Genomic DNA, 16,780 nt, shown 5'->3' with positions numbered 1-16,780 from the left:
ACTCGCAAAGATGACAAAGAATCGTACTTTAACTACTTTTATTATAGTATTCCTAATCATAGCAAATCAGAAAGCCTGGTCTCAAACCGGGTATCTTCCCTACTCGTATCATTTCTACCGCGAGATGAACAAGCAGTTGCATAACCAGTCTACCCGTATGCATAGCGCTTTAAAGCCGTGGTTCATAGGCGAAGATAGCACTATCAGCTTAAGCACTGACTCACTTTTAAATTATGGAGTAGACAGCACCCGTCGGAACTGGATCGCACGAAAGCTTTTCAACGAACATCTTATTCAGGTGAATAAAAAGGACTATGCCTTTTACGGCGACTTCCTGCCCGACATGATCATAGGCAGGGATCTGAAAGAAAAGAAGAAAACGTGGCAGAACACCCGAGGCTACCAGCTTGGAGGCTCTGTGGGTAAAAAGTTCTCGTTTTATACCAGCGGATTTGAAAACCAGGGAGTGTTCCCCCACTATTACCAGGACTTCACTGAAAAATATCTGGTTGTACCTGGACAGACAAATGAATTTTACGGAACCCGCCAAAAGACGAAAGACTGGCAATACGTGACAGCGAACATATCTTACACACCCGCCAGCTTCATCAATATTACATTTGCATATGACAAACTTTTTATAGGCGATGGCTATCGTTCGCTGCTTTTATCAGACGTCAGTTCTCCTTATCCATTCCTGAAGGTCACAGGAAATTACAAGAATGTGCAGTATACTGGGGTGTGGGCCTCTCTTCAGGACCCCACTGTACCGGCTTACTCATATGAAACAGGCAATCGAAGAAAGGGTGCTGTATTCCACTATCTCGACTGGAATATCACAAAACGACTGTCGGTTGGATTCTTCGATGCTCTGATATGGGAGGTTCAAAATCAGGCGGGCAGCAAAAATAATGTACAGCTTGAATATCTCAATCCACTCATATTCCTAAACCCCGCCATCTCATCGGGCAGTGAAAATACTGTAATAGGACTTACTGGGAAATATGAGTTACTGCCCAAAACAATTCTTTACGGACAGGCTGTATCTGACGGCTTAAAAAAGACGCGAAAGACCGGTGGGGATACCAGCTCGGTTTTAGCGGCTTTGATCTGTTAGGAGCAGAAGATCTGGACTACCTGGTGGAATATAACACTGTAAAACCGTACACATTCTCACAGTCTAATCGTCTCTTAAATTATGCACACTATAACCAGCCCCTAGGCCATATATTAGGTGCAAACTTTAAAGAAGCGCTCAGCATCCTATCGTATAGAATAAAGAGGTTTGGCTTTACAGGTGAGCTCTTATACTCCACTTATGGCCTGAATGAAGCAGGAGTTAATTACGGAAAGGACATTTTTAATACAAGTAATATAGGGGCTGCGGGCAGCAAGACCGGACAGGGGTTGAAGACTGACCTCTATTACCTCGACGGCAGGGTTTCATATCTTCTAAACCCTAAATTCAATTTACGAATAGAAGCGGGCGCTATCTACAGAAACGAGAAAAACGAACGAACGAACGAAAAAACGTCATGGCTGACTATCGGGCTTCGGAGCGCTTTTCGGAATCTTTACCAGGACTTCTAACATCGTCCGCAACGAAGTGCAGTATGCCCCACAAAGATGGGTTCAGCAACGCTTCTGAGGGGAGGTCGGCGGTTTGTCCGGCTGCTTTATTAGCCCAGTAGAGACGCGCCACCGTTTCGGCTCCATCTCCCCTTAATATCCCCACGTCTCCTTTGATCTCCATGCCCGGGATAGGCTTAAGGTCAAGTAGGGCAAGGGGGATACTGATCTCATAATCTCCGGCCTTTTCACCCAACCGGACGTATTGACTCACATCCCTGACCCGGTCGAAATAAACGGTTTGAGAAGGAGATGAAAACGCAGTTCTATTTGCAGGTAGAGTCCCCGGCACCATGCTTTCGTAAAGCACAGCCTGCAATCTCCCTTTCACACGAGTAACAACCAGACGAAGGTCTCCTTCACCAGTTGTCTTCTTAGGAGCATATACTGCTGATTTCACAGAAAGCATCAGGTCCAACGCTCCGCCTGTTTTAAACAGAGCATTAGCGATTTCTCCGGAATTCCGTAATAGAGCGGGATTCCCAGTCCGATAAGCTACACAGAGCCGGTCGCCGGAAATAGCGAGAGCGGCCGTCACTCCTCGGTTAGCCTTTTTATGCATTGCGCTCGGCTGCCCATCTCCTTTGTCTATTTCCACAAACGCGCTCCTGGTCCATTCGTTCAATACCCCGTCTGTTCTGATGCTATCGTCTCTTATAGCAACTGACAGCAAAAGTTTATTTTGCTCCCCTTTTTGCCTCTGCACCTCCTGAGAGAGAAAATAGCTCTTAATCCTGGCAATTGTCCCTGAACTTACATAAACTTGCTGATTGGGGAGCCTGGTGATATTTTTAATCCCCTCTAAATGCACTATTGAAGAACGGCCTCCATCCACCATATACACCTCCCCATCAGATGTTTTCGTTATCGTGGGCCAGAAATTCTCCTCGCCTAAGGTAACATTGCTCAGCTCCATTCCTCTTACAGCACGATCCATACTCCATCTTTTACCTCTCCTAATGACATCAAAAACGCTGGCTACAAAAAGGCCATCACTGGTAAATATATAAACGCACCCATGATTGCCGTTAAGAGCCCATAAAGTAACATCAGGCTTCACAGCGAAGGGTGGACCCAATATGCGTGTAGTTCCTATCAGCTCTCCCCTAAACTGTGGGGAAGGAGCAGAGTGAGATGCATGCAAACCTGGCCACAGCGATGGGTAAGTCCACTTCAAAACGCCGTCCTTCATACCGGAAACTGAAAGCTTCTCCCCCGGTTTGACGCCCAGCGTCACAATTGAGTGCCCATCAGGAAATAATAGGACTTGTCCTCCTCCTGTTGAGGCTGGAGGCAGCACGCCGCTCACCAGCACTGCAGAATCGCGCAAGTCATATACAGGTACACCGTCGCCGGTAAGCCGCCTTGACCTGAACACTACTGCTTTTCCGTCGAGATTAGACACGCAGAACGAGAGATTAGGCATCACAGTTATGCCAGCCCCGGAAGCAGCAAGAAAACTAACCTCACCAGGATCGGGCTTACCGTTAGAATTAATATCGCTCCATAGAAAGAATATTTTACGTCCAGGCTTACTCTTTAAGTACACATTCCCGGGAATATCTTTCAGGAATCTGGGAGAACTGAGGATATCCCACTCAGCCGCCCTCCCTGCTGCTGCTACAGGATAAAGAGTGCCTCCCCGTTCCTGGTACAAAAACGCCGTCCCATGACCGTTAGTCGGATTTGTGTTATAGCAGTTGGTAAAATAGCGATAACCTTCATATATTAGGGGTGTTTCCGGGGCGCTACTTCTATAAGCTCTCAGAGAATCAATAGGCTGCCGCCTCAACAGCACTTTCTCCAAGCTGTACGTACCCTGTTGCCAATCTAGTTGAAACTGCATTGTTCCGGCGCCCTCCGAGTAATAAAACTTGCTCTTATCATTCGGATCGAGCGTCCCACCACCTCCATATTTTGCGGGGCCGTAAAAAGCCTTAAAAAATGATCCATCCTGGTTCCATACACTTACTCTCTTCGGAAGCATATCCTGTTCTGTTACCCATATCTTTCCTTCCTGATCCACAGCAAGACCAGCAGGATTATTCATATGAAGAGGATCGTACTTTCCGGAAGCGGGAGGACCGGGTGTACCAATAGAGCGAATAAGTTGTCCATCTGGGCTAAAGACCTTAACCTGATTACTCTCGCCCCTGTCGCTAACATAAATGCGACTCTGATCATCCACAGTAATTCCAAAGGGAGCTACAAGGCCGCTCGTGATAAGCTCCTCTGGCTCTCCCCCTACGCCTCTTTTATATCTTAGAATGCTTTTCTCTGAAATCAGCAATAAATTGCCACTGCTGTCAAATACAAGTCCCCGAGGTGATTTCACTCGCACTGTATCGATTACATTTCCATCTGAAGCACGAATAAAAATCAATTCGTTGAGGATCGGCAAACTCACAACAAGGAGGCCATTGTTTGCCGCTATCCCACCCATGCAGTCCTGAGGCCTGGCAGCAGCAATACCTTCTCCAGCCAACCTCAGTACAGCAACTTTCCTGTCGCGCTTCATTGTTAGGGATGTGACTCGTAGTTCCCTGTCTCGAACTAGCCCCTTCGACTCTCCCCATACTGAGGCGGCATAAAACAGATCCCCAGGAACCTGATTTTCGCCTTCATCTTTCGCAAGAAAGGGCGCAGCCGTCCATGCTCCACCAAGCCACTTTTTACCTCCGAGCTTATTCCCGTTTAAGTCCACCCAGACAATACCATCAGGACCTTCTGTTATGTAACAGCCGAGTACAACAGACGGCCTTCCTGCAGGCGAATGGCTGGTAGGTACGTAAAGAGCAGACATGGGCGCACTATGGTTGGCGAGCCATCCTCCAGTATGATCCTTTGTGCTCCAGGGCGGGCTTCCCGATGCATAGACAGAGAATTCATAGATGGGTCGAATCTTACCCCTTACAAGTCCTCTAATCCTATAGGTGCCAGGTGCTACAAACGTACCGGGCACGTGATAAACTCCCCGGCTTGCTGCATCCGCGTCTCTTTTTAAGTCATCTTTAGCATCCCAGTAGATGTTATTCCTCCCGGCCGGATACCAAGTTTCTGACACGAGATTTCGTACCCTTGTCCCATCCGGACGCTCAACCACCAATGTAACGAAGCCAGCGGTTCTCAGGAAGAAAGATATTTTGATAAGATTATCTTTCGGCGGTACCTCGGCCTGCGCCCATCCACCGGCGGATAGCACAGACAAAAGCATTATGAGTACCTTATTTTTCATTCATCTTCTTACGTGCAACACACATCAATGTTAGGGCACTCCCCTCAGAAGCAGGATTTCGTCCCGACAGCAAATTACCAAGACGGTACTTTAATTCCGCTTTTCCCCTTACACCTGTCAGAACTTCAGCGCCGACAGTATGATTATGTGGATAAATCTGCACCTCAAATCCCATCGGTTCCAACGCCTCTTTGAAAAATTCCTTTGTCACGCCATGGCCCGGCTTGTGATGAATTTCGCAAGCTAGCCCCCAATACTGTTGAGTATCCGTTTTATGGAATCCCCTGCCCGTCAGCCTGTAGAGAAGAAGGCGAGCATCCCACGCGAGTCTGGCCGGGCCTTTGTAGTTCCAGGCGCTATACTGAGGATCGTGATCTGTGATTAACAGCCCTCCCGGTTTTACACATCTGGCAGCCTCCTTCAATATTGCTTCCATGTCATCACAGTGGTGCAGGGTGGCATTCAGAGTAACGATATCGGCAAAACCAGAGATAAAAGGAAGATTCGTAGCATCGGCAAGTACCGGGATATAACCGTGAGCAGCAGCTAATTTCAAAGATCCCGGCGCTACGTCAACTCCGATCAAAACCTTGGGCTTGCCTTTCAATGTTGCTGACAGATTGCCAGGTCCGCAGCCAATGTCGAGAACTATTTTATCATTCCAATCGCCCATGGCAGCCATCCATCTGCTCTTAAAGTCCTCGCTTCGGTGGCAATAGGTCAGATACTCTTCCGCCCACTCCGGCTGATTAAAATAGTAAATATTCGCCTTCAAGCCCTCGGTGGTGGCTTCAATTGGGCACTCAAGATAGTTTCTCCCCTCGCTGATCTGAGCGTTTGGATCAAGATAACGGTTCAGCTGCTGCATCATAGGTGTAAAATTAAAATTGTTTTACTCGAACTGATTCTTTACTTCATAACCCAGATCCTTCAAAGTTCTTTCCTTCATGAACAATTCAATGTCTGCTTCCATCATATCTTTCACAAGAGCGGCCAGGTCGTGCTTGGGTTCCCACCCCAACTTGGTCTTCGCCTTGGTCGGATCACCAATAAGGAGGTCTACTTCCGTAGGTCTGAAGTAGCGCGGATCAACACTCACCACTTCCTTTCCTGGCTCCAACTGGTAATCCGGATTTGAGCAGCTGACTACGTAAGCCTTTTCGCCCGGCCCTTCGCCTGCAAATTCAAGAGTTATACCAACCTCAGCAAATGCCATACTAACAAAATCACGAACCGTAGTGGTGATTCCTGTTGCTATAACGTAGTCCTCGGGCTTGTCCTGCTGCAGGATCAGGTACATGGCTTCAACATAATCCTTCGCATGGCCCCAGTCACGTTTCGCATCCAGGTTGCCAAGGTACAAGCATCTTTGCATTCCCAAGGCAATTTTTGCGACCGCCCGCGTAATCTTTCGCGTAACGAAGGTCTCTCCCCTGAGGGGACTTTCGTGGTTGAACAAAATGCCGTTACATGCGTACATATTATAAGCTTCACGATAGTTCACCGTGATCCAATAGCCGTAAAGTTTTGCAACGGCATATGGGGAACGAGGATAAAAAGGAGTTGTTTCAGACTGAGGAACAGCTTGAACAAGGCCGTACAATTCTGAGGTAGAGGCCTGATAAATGCGGGTCTTCTCTGAGAGTCCAAGGAGACGTACTGCCTCAAGAATCCGCAATGTCCCTATACCGTCAGCGTTCGCCGTGTACTCGGGCGTATCAAAGCTTACTTTAACATGGCTCATTGCTCCTAAGTTATAAATCTCGTCTGGCTGAACCTGCTGGATAATACGAATCAGATTGGTTGAATCAGTTAGATCTCCGTAGTGCATAATGAAGCGTACGTCCTCTTCATGAGGATCCTGATAGAGATGATCTATCCGATCAGTATTAAAGAGCGAACTTCTTCTTTTAATACCGTGAACTTCATATCCTTTCGAAAGCAGGAGATCGGCAAGATAGGCGCCATCCTGCCCTGTTATTCCCGTTACGAGAGCCTTTTTCTTCATAAAATCTTTTCTATTTGTTATAGCTGGTGAAATCTTTGTGTTCAATTTTCTCAATCACATCCTTTGGAAGAGATTTGAAGTATTCGTAAGTGATCTTCAACCCTTCTGCCCTTGATACCTTGGGTTCCCATCCCAGGATCTCCCTGGCCTTGGTAATATCCGGTCTTCTTTGTTTGGGATCGTCGACAGGCAGCGGCTTCGTGATCAGCTTTTGTTTGGTGCCGGTCAGCCTGATGATCTCCTCCCCGAACTCCCGGATGGTGATCTCATCGGGGTTCCCGATATTTACCGGGTAAGCATAGTCGGAGAACAGCAGCCGGTAGATCCCCTCGATCAGGTCATCCACATAGCAGAAGGAGCGGGTCTGACTTCCATCGCCGAACACCGTCAGGTCTTCTCCCCGGATGGCCTGTCCAATGAAGGCTGGCAGTACCCGCCCGTCATTCAGTCGCATTCTGGGACCGTAGGTATTAAAGATCCGCACAATACGGGTCTCCAGACCGTGGAAGGTATGGTAGGCCATGGTCATGGCTTCCTGGAAGCGCTTGGCCTCATCGTATACTCCTCTTGGTCCTACCGGGTTCACATTCCCCCAGTATTCTTCGGGCTGAGGGTTCACATTGGGGTCTCCGTATACCTCCGAAGTAGAGGCAATCAGGATCCTCGCTCCCTTGTCTTTCGCCAGTCCCAGCAGGTTGTGGATTCCCAATGAACCCACTTTCAGCGTCTGGATCGGGATCTTCAGATAATCAATCGGACTGGCCGGGGAGGCGAAGTGAAGGACATAATCAAGAGCACCTGATACATGAACAAACTTCGATACATCGTGATTGTAAAACTCGAAGTTCTCCAGCTTGAACAGGTGCTCGATGTTACGAAGGTCGCCTGTGATCAGGTTATCCATCGCGATGACATGGAAATCTTCCTTGATGAACCGATCACACAGATGCGACCCCAGGAATCCGGCTGCTCCTGTTATCAGAATTCGTTTCCGACTCATTTGATTCAATTAGTTTTCTGCCAATACTGTTGTAATAAAATCCGCAGTCGATCATGCGGTGCAGGTCGTACAGGTTCCTTCCGTCGAAGATCACCTTTGCCTTGAGGCCAGCTTCGATCTTGTTGAAGTCAGGCGTGCGGAATAAAGACCATTCAGTCACGATGATCAAAGCATCTGCACCCTGGAGAGCTTCGTAAGCATCGTACGCATAGCTGATCGAATCGCCTTTTAGTTTCCGTACATTTTCCATTGCTTCCGGATCGTACGCTACCACTTCTGCCCCGTCCTTCAACAGTTCATCAATGATGTACAGGGCCGGCGCTTCCCGAATGTCATCCGTCTCAGGCTTGAAAGCAAGTCCCCATAAGGCGAACTTCTTGCCTTTCAGGTCGCCCTTGTAGTACTTGCGCATCTTCTCTACGATCACTGTCTTCTGCTTTTCATTCACCGCCATGACTGACTCCAGAATGCTGAAGTTATAATCTGCTTCTGCCGCTGATTTAGCTAGTGCCTGTACGTCTTTAGGGAAACAGCTGCCTCCATAGCCTACCCCTGGGAACAGAAAGCGCTTGCCGATACGTGCATCGGCGCCTATTCCTTTCCGCACCATGTCTACATCTGCTCCTACCCGCTCACATAAGTTGGCCACTTCGTTCATGAAGGTGATCTTGGTCGCCAGGAAGGAGTTGGCTGCATATTTAGTCAGCTCAGATGAACGCTCATCCATAAAGATGATCGGGTTCCCTGAACGTACATAAGGTGCGTAAAGCTCTTCCATCAGCTTGCGTGCCCGCTCACTTTGGGTTCCTACTACCACCCGGTCGGGCTTCATGAAGTCTTCCACGGCTACCCCTTCCCGCAGGAACTCGGGGTTGGATACTACATCCACTTCTACATCCGTATGTTCTTTAAACACGGCTTTCACTTTGTCTGCTGTACCAACTGGTACTGTTGATTTGGTTACCACCACCTTATACCCGGTGATGAGCTTTGCTATATCTTTGGCGGCTCCCAATACATAGCTCAGATCTGCCGACCCGTCTCCTCCCGGAGGCGTGGGAAGGGCCAGAAAGATAATCTTTGCATCCTTGATGGCTGCTCCCAGGTCGGATGTGAAATCAAGCCGGCGCTGGGCAATGTTCCGGTAGAACAGAATTTCAAGCCCCGGTTCATAAATAGGGATCTCACCCCTGTTCATTTTTTCAACTTTCTCCTGGTTGATGTCGACGCAGGTGACATCGTTTCCTGTTTCTGCAAGGCATGTTCCGGTTACCAAACCTACATAGCCTGTACCTACTACGGCAATTTTCATTTTTAGAGCGTATTAAATTTTATTTATGTTGATTAAAAGTCTCTTACTAATATAGCCAATTTATTGCGAATCCACTACTTTCTCTTGCTCATACAGACGTGGATGAATGAACATTTTCTCAGGAAACATTACTAAAAAATCTGCTCATTGCACTTCGTAAAATCCCTTCCTTGTCCAGAAAACTACGGGAGTAGTTCCTGGCGTTATTCCTGTAAAATGATGGGTCCTCATCGTTACAAAGCTCAACTATACCTGAAATAAGCGCTTCCCGGCTTTCAGGGATGATCACTTTTCCCATCCGATGCTTCGTCATAACATCACATAACGTCGTCCCTTCATTCGCCGTTACCAGGGCTACCCCTCCAACTGCAAGAATGGTAGTGAGTTTTGAAGGCATCATCAGATCGCTGGCGTCTCCCTTCTGTAATACCAGATGCACATCCGCCATGTTGAGAAATTTGTTAAACACGTCATTCTCCTGCAAAGGCAGGAAACGCATATTCAATAAACCTGCCTTTTCCGCTAAAGAAGCCAGTTTTTCTTTATAAGGGCCTGTTCCGCAGATCAGAAACTTGATTTCGGGAATCGACTGAAGTTCCCCTGCAATGGAAATGAGGCTCTCCAGCCCCTGCTTTTCTCCAATACTGCCAGAGTACAGTACTACCTTATCTTCCGGCCTGTAATCCCAGAGTTCCTTCAATTGATCCCGGTTTTCCAGAGGATAAAAAGCGGACGTATTTACCCAGTTGGGGAATAAGATAACCTCTTTATTAACCTTCGCTGCAACTTTCCGGATCATGCCTTCCGACACGGTAGAGACAAAATCGACGCGCTTCAGAATAAAACGTTCAAGAGCGAACAAAACCGAGAAAATGCCATCCGACTTTAGCATGTTAAGATCACGCGCCGCCTCAATCTGGAGATCGTGTATATGATACACTATTTTCCCCCCTTTAAAGAAGCGGTAGAAAAGGGCGAGAAAGCCTAGATGAAAGGGCGGTGCCACCGAAAATATAAGGTCATTCCGTTTCTTGAATAGCAGTTTGAAAACAATAAAGAAGGCAGAACAAAAGAAAGTCGCCTCATGTATCAGTCTCTTCAGACCTGAAGGATTTTCCGGCACATACATCGGGCAACGATAGAGAGTCAGCCGGCCCCCCGCATAGGTCTCTTTCTTATACGACTTTCCCGAATATGGAGCCTGCACCTTCCAATAAGGGTAATAGGGATAACTGGTCACCACCGTTGTATCGTAACCATTCTCAGCGAGCCATTGAACCATTTCGCCGGTGTATTTACCTATTCCGGTCAGTTCAGGAAAACAATTAATTCCAAGTAATAATATTCGCTTCTTTACTTCCATCTTTCGGTAACATAAATCAAAGGATTGCCCTTGTAGACGCCATTAGGAGAGAGATCCGAGGTAATGACCGATCCTGCTGCGGCTACCGCGTCTGTTCCAACGGTCACTCCCGGACCAGCAAAACAGCCTGCGCCCAGCCAGCATCCGTCCTCCAGCACGATAGGCCCATTCCTGTAGGAAAAAGCAGGATCGCGAAAGTCGTGGTTGCCTCCGCAAAGGAAAACCCGTTGGGATAAACATACGTGGTTACCAATACTCACTGTCTCGAAGTTCAGTATACATACCTCCTCACCAATCCAGACATAATCGCCAATCGACAATTTCCAGGGAAAGTGGATGTTCACCCTTGGCTTTAAGGTTAAGCCTCGCCCGACCTTCGCCCCGAACATGCGCAACAGCAATACTTTAAAGCCGGATGGAAAGGGCAATGCGGTTAGAAAGAAAAACACCTTCACCAGGTACCAAAGGGAAAACCTGACGATGCCTGCTCCTCTCTGGAAATCCTTCGCTGCATCAAAGTTGTCGAGTCTCACGCGAGAACCGAACGACTTAGCCGTCATTTTCATACTACTTTAACTTTTCCTCCTCAATGAGCCGCAAAGCCAGAAGCATCTCGACCATCGTCCGCTGTAGGGTATAATGCCATCCATGCCAACCGTTAAAAATCAAGCCCTTGACGAACAAGCAGTAGAAAAACACGAAAAAAGGAGCAACAACTCTGTTTTTCCTTATTTTAGAGCTGAAGGAAAGTCCGTCCTTTGCAGCCATAAGCTTACGCGCTTCCTTTAAGGAATACCCGTCCTGATTACTCAACCATCTGCTGAGCGATTTTCTGTCATCATGAAATATACGGGATTCAAAATCACCAGTACTTCCATTGACTCGTAACCTTTGGGTATGTCCGTCATCGTAATAGATGCAGCTGTCCTTTCTGAAGAGTACCGGTCGTGGTGTGGTATTGTCGTTAAGCAGCGGCTTTCCGAACACCAGGAACCTGAACTTAGAAAAGTAGGCCACCCTTCCATCCTCCCTCGCGATGAAGCCATTTATCTCAGATACGAACTGATCCGGCAGAACGTAGTCAGAATCGAGGCTAAGTACCCAGGCTGACTTCAGCAAAGAAAGACCGTGGTTCCATTGTTGGGCGTGAGTATCAAATTGTCTCTGAAAAACAGTGACATTAGAGAAGGATCGTGCTATATCCAATGTCTTATCGGTACTAAAACTATCGAGTATGATGACGCTTTCCAACCATGTCAATCGCTCCAGGACCCTTCCCAAATTTGGTTCTTCATTTTTGGTCAAGATCAGAGCCTGTAAAATATCTGACTTTACAATATCCATTGCAACGTTATTTTTGATTACTAATAAAGTTTTCGTACTGTTTAATATAGTCGCCAATAAGCTTCTTTTCGGAAAAAGTATTCCTTATGACCTCGCGCCCTTCTTTTCGGATCCGCTCCCGTTTTTCAACGTCGAGAAACGCTGCCGTCAAATTATCCCTTACGTTTTCCGAGCCGAGCGTGCTCACCCAGCCCATGTTCTCCTTCTTGACAAAATCAGAAAGACCGACATCTTCAGAGATCAGTACCGGCGTGCCCATATGCAAGGACTCAATCACGACATTAGCAAAGTTTTCGTTCCTCGAGACAAGCACAAATAAGTCGGCAGCCATAAATTCGAGATACTTGTCGTGCCTGCTCTTCCATCCTACCCACTCAACTTTGTGAGAAATACCGAGGTGGTCGGCGTAAGCCTTAAGTCTTCTGACATAGTCGTCCTCACCTGAGCCAGCAATTTTCAAGATCAGATTATACTCCACGGAACTAATAGCATCAAACAAGATTTCCAGCCCCTTTTTGGGGTGTATGCGGGACAAGTAGACGAGCGTGAATATGTCGTTTGCAGGCGGCACTATCTCAATTTCAGGAAGGCTCAAAATATTAGGCAAGACAAATCCCTTCCAACCGGGAATGAGCTCATTGCACTCGCGGTATTCAGACTCGGCAGTAGCATGGAGGTACGTTTTCGACAGAAGCTTTGCTCCGAATCCGAGATGAATGAATTTCTTAACTGACGCCCGCCCTGAATTCAAAATGTAGCGACTGAGCATACCACGTGGAGCAAATACAACTTTCAGCCCTTTAAAAGTGCAAATAAGTGCCGAAATGATCACCAAAATATTCCACCAGGAATGAATGTGAATAACGTCATATTTGCTCGCATTTGAATACACCGCCCTCCATAAAGCGGGCGACATAAAAGTAGGGGACTTAGAAAGTGCTCTAAAATAGGTAACGCTAACGCCATCCACCAGAACTTCCACGTTTGGGGCCACCGGAAGGTCCGTCACTCCATTCGCATTAGATGTGTATACGTGAACCGTCTGACCTTCATTTACGAGACCTTCACACAGCTTTGCAACAGACTCAATAGGTCCGCCATATACGTAGGCAGGCTTATAGACAGGAGCTATATGTAAAATCTTCATAAACTCGATAACTATTCAGACTTTTCCGTCTGTAACACTCTTTTGTAAATACTTTCAATAGCGTCTAGAGCCGCAGACGAATCAAAGCGGGCTGCGTTGTCCAGTCCAGCTTTAACTAACTCGTCACGCCTTATTGGATCAAGATTCACCACATCCTCAACTACTCTCGCAGAATTATGGGCCCAGGCCTCTATTTCTCCCTGACTTTGTGGACGTCCAGGAATCAAAAAAGAGGCGTTACCAGCAACCTCCGTCATGGGCATTTCACCTGTAGTGATCACGATCGTACCTGCCGCCATTGCCTCCGCAATGGGCCAGCCGAAACCTTCGGCCAGCGAGGGAAAAAGAAAGGCGGTCGCACCCGAATAAGCATCATTTATAAGGTCATCATTTATAGCTGTAAGAAACAAGATATCGTCTTTATATGCTGTGTTACTGGATGTATTAAGTAACTCAGGCGATGGAGGTTCTCCAACCATAAGAAGAGGCAAAGATAGCTTAGAAATCTTTCTCCATGCATTATACATGTGTACTACTCCCGGTCGATTTTTATACCACTGGTTGCCGCCCACATGTAATAAATACCCCTGGCTAAGGTCGACACCAATTCTTTTCCCCAAAATAGACCTGGCACTCGCCGGATCTTTAATCTGAAATCGTTTATTCAGACCGTTATACACGACCTCCGAGACTACTGGGGTATGAGAAAGAAAGCGATGCAAATCCTCTCTGGTTTTCTCAGAGACAGATATGAAGTTCTTGGCACTCCGGTACCCCTTTCTGATGTACTTCTGATACTTGCGCCCACTAAAACGGACCGGATTTTCAGGAATTTCGCCCAAAGCCGAACGCTGGGCCAGGAAGTCATGACAGTGAACAACATGGGGCCTGGCTTTCACCAATGGAATCCATGGGCCAAGTGCCTGATCAGAGAAAACGAACAGAGTATCGGCCGGCATTTTCTCTATCAGCCGTTTAACGCGGGATGGAAAAACAACGTACTGATCGATATATCCGAACCACTTTTTCGCCGCTGGGATGGGGGCGAGATTAAAAAAAGCAGCTTCGGGAGTCCAGACATCTACTTGATGCCCTCTACTTCTCATTCCCTCCAGCAGCATACCTGCAAAGCGGGGCATGCTTTGAGACCCAAGAAATGGAGGGTGCGTAAACAGGACAACATTCATGATTTATTTACTATAATGCCTATTTCTTAACTTATGACTATCCCTCGTCAGCACATCTACACCGGCACTCGGCCGAAATGAAGCCAGCACCAACCCTGTACTTAAAATACAAAAACCCAATGAAGTCGGCTGAGCCCAGTTGCCCTGGGGGAAATTTAACAAACTAAAACTCAATAGTATCCAGGGTAGGACATCCCTCTTTTTTAGTCGCGAGTAGGCCATCATAGATAGCTGCGCACTTACTCCTAGGCGAACAAATACTATAGTTAAACCTAACATCGGCCCGAGCTCCTGAATCATCCTGCCCCATTCTCCTTCAGAAACCGCGCTAACTACCTGTCCTGCCAATAGCATTGTTCCAACATTCGAATAAGCGCCCATACCTGTTCCCCAGAAAGCCAAACCTGAAGGAAGCGAAAATGCTGCAATCATTCCCCCTAAATACCGGTCTACTAGAACCCCTTCTAGTCCGCCTTCGGATTCATTCGCTCCGTTGAACCGGGAAGTAAATGCTTCAATACTTGTTTGAAAAAAAGACAATTGAGATAATAACAAAAACGCTAAACTCGCAACTATTACTGCTATCACCATCTGAGACAGAAACCTGGGATTGCGAACGGAGGCCAGCACCACGAACAGGAAACAAACAACAACTGTGAAAAAGAGCCCCCGACTAATTGACAAAGGTATAACGATCAACAAAGCAAAAGTAGCAGCAGTTAAAACGAGTTTGTTAATATTTTCCCTCCTAAGCCAAAAATAAAAAACAAAACCGGCAGCAAAGCCGTAGAAAAGACTATTTCCATTGGTGAACGAGAAAGTACCTGGCGGGCGTGAGTACCCCAGGGCACCTGTAAATCCAGCCGTTTCTACACCTCCTACACCCCTATTTACCCAGGCTGATTGCGGGCTATAGAATTGCAGAGCAACCAGTAAGGCCATGGGGATTGACAACATTAAGGTTGCCCTCCCCATTTTAATCACATCCTCCTGATTAAAAACCCTGCCGATGACATATATTAAGGGAAAATGGAACAGAAAAACGCGTGCACCAAAAAATGCAACTAAAAAATTTCCATGCCCCGCCAGCAGAGCAGTAAAGAACGCCATGATGCTTACTAACAAAGTTGCAATTAGAAAGCCGCTCCTGGGCAGTAATCCCTCCTTCCAGCAGGCAAACACAAGCCATATAGCGATCGGGTCTCTGACGACCAGGAGAGGAGTGGCCAATCCCGGGAATACCCATTTTCGCAGGGCACCCTCAAATATCAAAAGAAGAAAATACATCCAAATACCTCTTTTTAGCAGAGAGTATGATGCCTGCGCCTTAAGCTTTGTTGATGCCCCTCTACTGACAGGTGTCCTGGCAGCAGAGGGTGTCTTTAAACCTGAATTAACAATATCCATCCGGATTCTATATTTTTTTACCAAAACTACTTTAAGCTTCCTTTGGTCTTTTCATCGTTAAAGGCAACTCAAAGTACCTGTAAATGATACCAGAGATAGCAAGTGTTACGATTAAACCAACAAATTTTGAAATCAGGTTTCCCACGTTGCTGCTACGGATCCCATCCAAAAGGTAATAACATGTAAATAAGATCGGGATATGACTGAGATAGATCGAATAAGTCCAGAGGCTTAACTTCTCAACAATAGAAGACAAAAAATTAAGGGAGCCTCGGAAAGGCTTCAAAAGAGCGCAAAGGAGAAGAATGAGAGCAGAGCCCATGGGTACAATCACAAGTAAAGCCTTGCTTTGTCGTAGTTCTGACAGAAAATCTCCGGCAAAGGTGGCCACATAAAGGGAGGAAAGAATTGACAAAACTCCCAGGCAAAACGACAATTGCTTTCTCGCTTTACTCCACTCACTTATGGAGGTGAGATAGGCAACACCTATACCATAGGCAATCGAATCTAGTCTAGCCAGGGTAATCGTCCGTAAAAATTGGCCTTGACCTGCAGTATCTAAAATTTGTCTTATTATAACCGATCCAATAAAAAAAGAAACGATGGTCCCCACGAAGGTCGTTTTAACTCCCAGCTTCATTTTGCTGAAGAGATACAAAATAACAGGAAAAGTGAGGTAAAGCCATTCCTCAATACAGAGACTCCAAGACACACCATAAAAACCGCCATTTCTCGATGTCAAGTTCTGACCGAACCATAGAAAGGTTGAGAACGTCTTGGCTGAAGGCAAGCCGTTCGTAAAGAAGTGAAAACCTATCGAAATTATTAGGAAAAGATAGTAGTTTGGCAGTGTTCTCCACCACCGCCGAAACCAAAAATTCTTGATCTTTGAAAAGGACCATTCGCTAGAACTAGAGTAGCTCCTCCATATAATCTGGCCTATCAAATAACCACTTAAAGCAAAAAAAAGTTCGACTCCCCAGAAACCTAGAAACTCTAAGGCTTTCGCAAAATGGGCGACTAATACCAGACAAACAGCGAGCGCTCGAATCAAATCAAGGCCGAAACTCCTTGATCCTACTCTAAAACTTTCAGTGGAAGGAGAGATACTTTCCCTCAATTGTACTTTTTCAATAGTCAGCATTGTC

At 46.8% G+C, this 16,780-nt stretch carries 14 protein-coding genes; 2 read left to right on the top strand and 12 right to left on the bottom strand.

All coding sequences use genetic code 11. The annotated features are described in order from the left end of the window. Positions 1-10 precede the first annotated feature (10 nt). Positions 11-1,117, top strand: coding sequence for a hypothetical protein (locus ACES2C_RS10085; protein ID WP_374166812.1), 1,107 nt, complete (start codon positions 11-13; stop codon positions 1,115-1,117). Between the two features lie 23 nt (positions 1,118-1,140). Beyond that, on the top strand, positions 1,141-1,590 hold the full coding sequence (locus ACES2C_RS10080) for a hypothetical protein (protein WP_374166811.1): 450 nt from the start codon (positions 1,141-1,143) through the stop codon (positions 1,588-1,590). On the opposite strand, the gene ACES2C_RS10075 is transcribed toward ACES2C_RS10080, so the two are convergent. The 12 genes from ACES2C_RS10075 to ACES2C_RS10020 all read right to left on the bottom strand — a co-directional run bounded on the left by ACES2C_RS10075 (position 1,544) and on the right by ACES2C_RS10020 (position 16,776). Further along, positions 1,544-4,864 (bottom strand): hypothetical protein, encoded by a 3,321-nt coding sequence (locus ACES2C_RS10075; protein ID WP_374166810.1) that lies wholly within the window; start codon positions 4,862-4,864, stop codon positions 1,544-1,546. The two genes, ACES2C_RS10080 and ACES2C_RS10075, sit on opposite strands and share 47 nt — an antisense overlap. After that, positions 4,854-5,735, bottom strand: a complete 882-nt coding sequence (locus tag ACES2C_RS10070) for a class I SAM-dependent methyltransferase (protein WP_374166809.1) — start codon at positions 5,733-5,735, stop codon at positions 4,854-4,856. The genes ACES2C_RS10075 and ACES2C_RS10070 overlap by 11 nt, the downstream gene beginning before the upstream one ends. A gap of 21 nt (positions 5,736-5,756) precedes the next feature. Next, positions 5,757-6,872 carry a GDP-mannose 4,6-dehydratase gene (gene gmd / locus ACES2C_RS10065; protein WP_374166808.1) on the bottom strand — a complete coding sequence of 372 codons (1,116 nt, stop codon included), beginning with the start codon at positions 6,870-6,872 and terminating at the stop codon, positions 5,757-5,759. Positions 6,873-6,882: 10 nt separating this feature from the next. Continuing rightward, the gene (locus ACES2C_RS10060) at positions 6,883-7,872 is read right to left on the bottom strand and encodes a UDP-glucuronic acid decarboxylase family protein (protein ID WP_374166807.1); all 990 of its coding nucleotides are present in this window, start codon (positions 7,870-7,872) and stop codon (positions 6,883-6,885) included. Beyond that, positions 7,811-9,184 (bottom strand): UDP-glucose/GDP-mannose dehydrogenase family protein, encoded by a 1,374-nt coding sequence (locus tag ACES2C_RS10055; RefSeq protein ID WP_374166806.1) that lies wholly within the window; start codon positions 9,182-9,184, stop codon positions 7,811-7,813. Before ACES2C_RS10055 ends, ACES2C_RS10060 begins: the two co-directional genes overlap by 62 nt. Before the next feature lie 118 nt (positions 9,185-9,302). Beyond that, positions 9,303-10,547: a WcaI family glycosyltransferase gene (locus ACES2C_RS10050; protein ID WP_374166805.1), complete on the bottom strand. Its 1,245-nt coding sequence runs from the start codon at positions 10,545-10,547 to the stop codon at positions 9,303-9,305. Continuing rightward, positions 10,538-11,113: a WcaF family extracellular polysaccharide biosynthesis acetyltransferase gene (locus tag ACES2C_RS10045; protein ID WP_374166804.1), complete on the bottom strand. Its 576-nt coding sequence runs from the start codon at positions 11,111-11,113 to the stop codon at positions 10,538-10,540. Before ACES2C_RS10045 ends, ACES2C_RS10050 begins: the two co-directional genes overlap by 10 nt. Before the next feature lies 1 nt (position 11,114). After that, positions 11,115-11,891, bottom strand: coding sequence for a glycosyltransferase family 2 protein (locus ACES2C_RS10040; protein WP_374166803.1), 777 nt, complete (start codon positions 11,889-11,891; stop codon positions 11,115-11,117). Positions 11,892-11,898: 7 nt separating this feature from the next. Then, entirely contained in the window at positions 11,899-13,038 is a 1,140-nt protein-coding gene (locus tag ACES2C_RS10035) for an XrtY-associated glycosyltransferase XYAG1 (RefSeq protein ID WP_374166802.1), read from the bottom strand. A gap of 11 nt (positions 13,039-13,049) precedes the next feature. Beyond that, entirely contained in the window at positions 13,050-14,225 is a 1,176-nt protein-coding gene (locus ACES2C_RS10030) for a glycosyltransferase (protein ID WP_374166801.1), read from the bottom strand. 3 nt (positions 14,226-14,228) lie between these two features. After that, entirely contained in the window at positions 14,229-15,632 is a 1,404-nt protein-coding gene (locus tag ACES2C_RS10025) for a hypothetical protein (RefSeq protein WP_374166800.1), read from the bottom strand. 31 nt (positions 15,633-15,663) lie between these two features. Beyond that, positions 15,664-16,776: an acyltransferase family protein gene (locus ACES2C_RS10020; RefSeq protein ID WP_374166799.1), complete on the bottom strand. Its 1,113-nt coding sequence runs from the start codon at positions 16,774-16,776 to the stop codon at positions 15,664-15,666. Between the last annotated feature and the right edge of the window lie 4 nt (positions 16,777-16,780).

The sequence above is a fragment of the Arcticibacter sp. MXS-1 genome (assembly GCF_041902385.1).
GTDB lineage: Bacteria > Bacteroidota > Bacteroidia > Sphingobacteriales > Sphingobacteriaceae > Arcticibacter.
Note: the sequence above shows the minus strand (reverse complement) of the source record. Positions and strands in the feature narration are given on the sequence as shown.

Bases quoted from the DNA above. Each gene is read 5' to 3' on its own strand.
- ACES2C_RS10085 (WP_374166812.1), top strand. From the start codon at position 11: ATGACAAAGAATCGTACTTTAACTACTTTTATTATAGTATTCCTAATC.
- ACES2C_RS10075 (WP_374166810.1), bottom strand. From the start codon at position 4,864: ATGAAAAATAAGGTACTCATAATGCTTTTGTCTGTGCTATCCGCCGGT.
- ACES2C_RS10070 (WP_374166809.1), bottom strand. From the start codon at position 5,735: ATGATGCAGCAGCTGAACCGTTATCTTGATCCAAACGCTCAGATCAGC.
- gmd (WP_374166808.1), bottom strand. From the start codon at position 6,872: ATGAAGAAAAAGGCTCTCGTAACGGGAATAACAGGGCAGGATGGCGCC.
- ACES2C_RS10060 (WP_374166807.1), bottom strand. From the start codon at position 7,872: ATGAGTCGGAAACGAATTCTGATAACAGGAGCAGCCGGATTCCTGGGG.
- ACES2C_RS10055 (WP_374166806.1), bottom strand. From the start codon at position 9,184: ATGAAAATTGCCGTAGTAGGTACAGGCTATGTAGGTTTGGTAACCGGA.
- ACES2C_RS10050 (WP_374166805.1), bottom strand. From the start codon at position 10,547: ATGGAAGTAAAGAAGCGAATATTATTACTTGGAATTAATTGTTTTCCT.
- ACES2C_RS10045 (WP_374166804.1), bottom strand. From the start codon at position 11,113: ATGAAAATGACGGCTAAGTCGTTCGGTTCTCGCGTGAGACTCGACAAC.
- ACES2C_RS10040 (WP_374166803.1), bottom strand. From the start codon at position 11,891: ATGGATATTGTAAAGTCAGATATTTTACAGGCTCTGATCTTGACCAAA.
- ACES2C_RS10035 (WP_374166802.1), bottom strand. From the start codon at position 13,038: ATGAAGATTTTACATATAGCTCCTGTCTATAAGCCTGCCTACGTATAT.
- ACES2C_RS10030 (WP_374166801.1), bottom strand. From the start codon at position 14,225: ATGAATGTTGTCCTGTTTACGCACCCTCCATTTCTTGGGTCTCAAAGC.
- ACES2C_RS10025 (WP_374166800.1), bottom strand. From the start codon at position 15,632: ATGGATATTGTTAATTCAGGTTTAAAGACACCCTCTGCTGCCAGGACA.
- ACES2C_RS10020 (WP_374166799.1), bottom strand. From the start codon at position 16,776: ATGCTGACTATTGAAAAAGTACAATTGAGGGAAAGTATCTCTCCTTCC.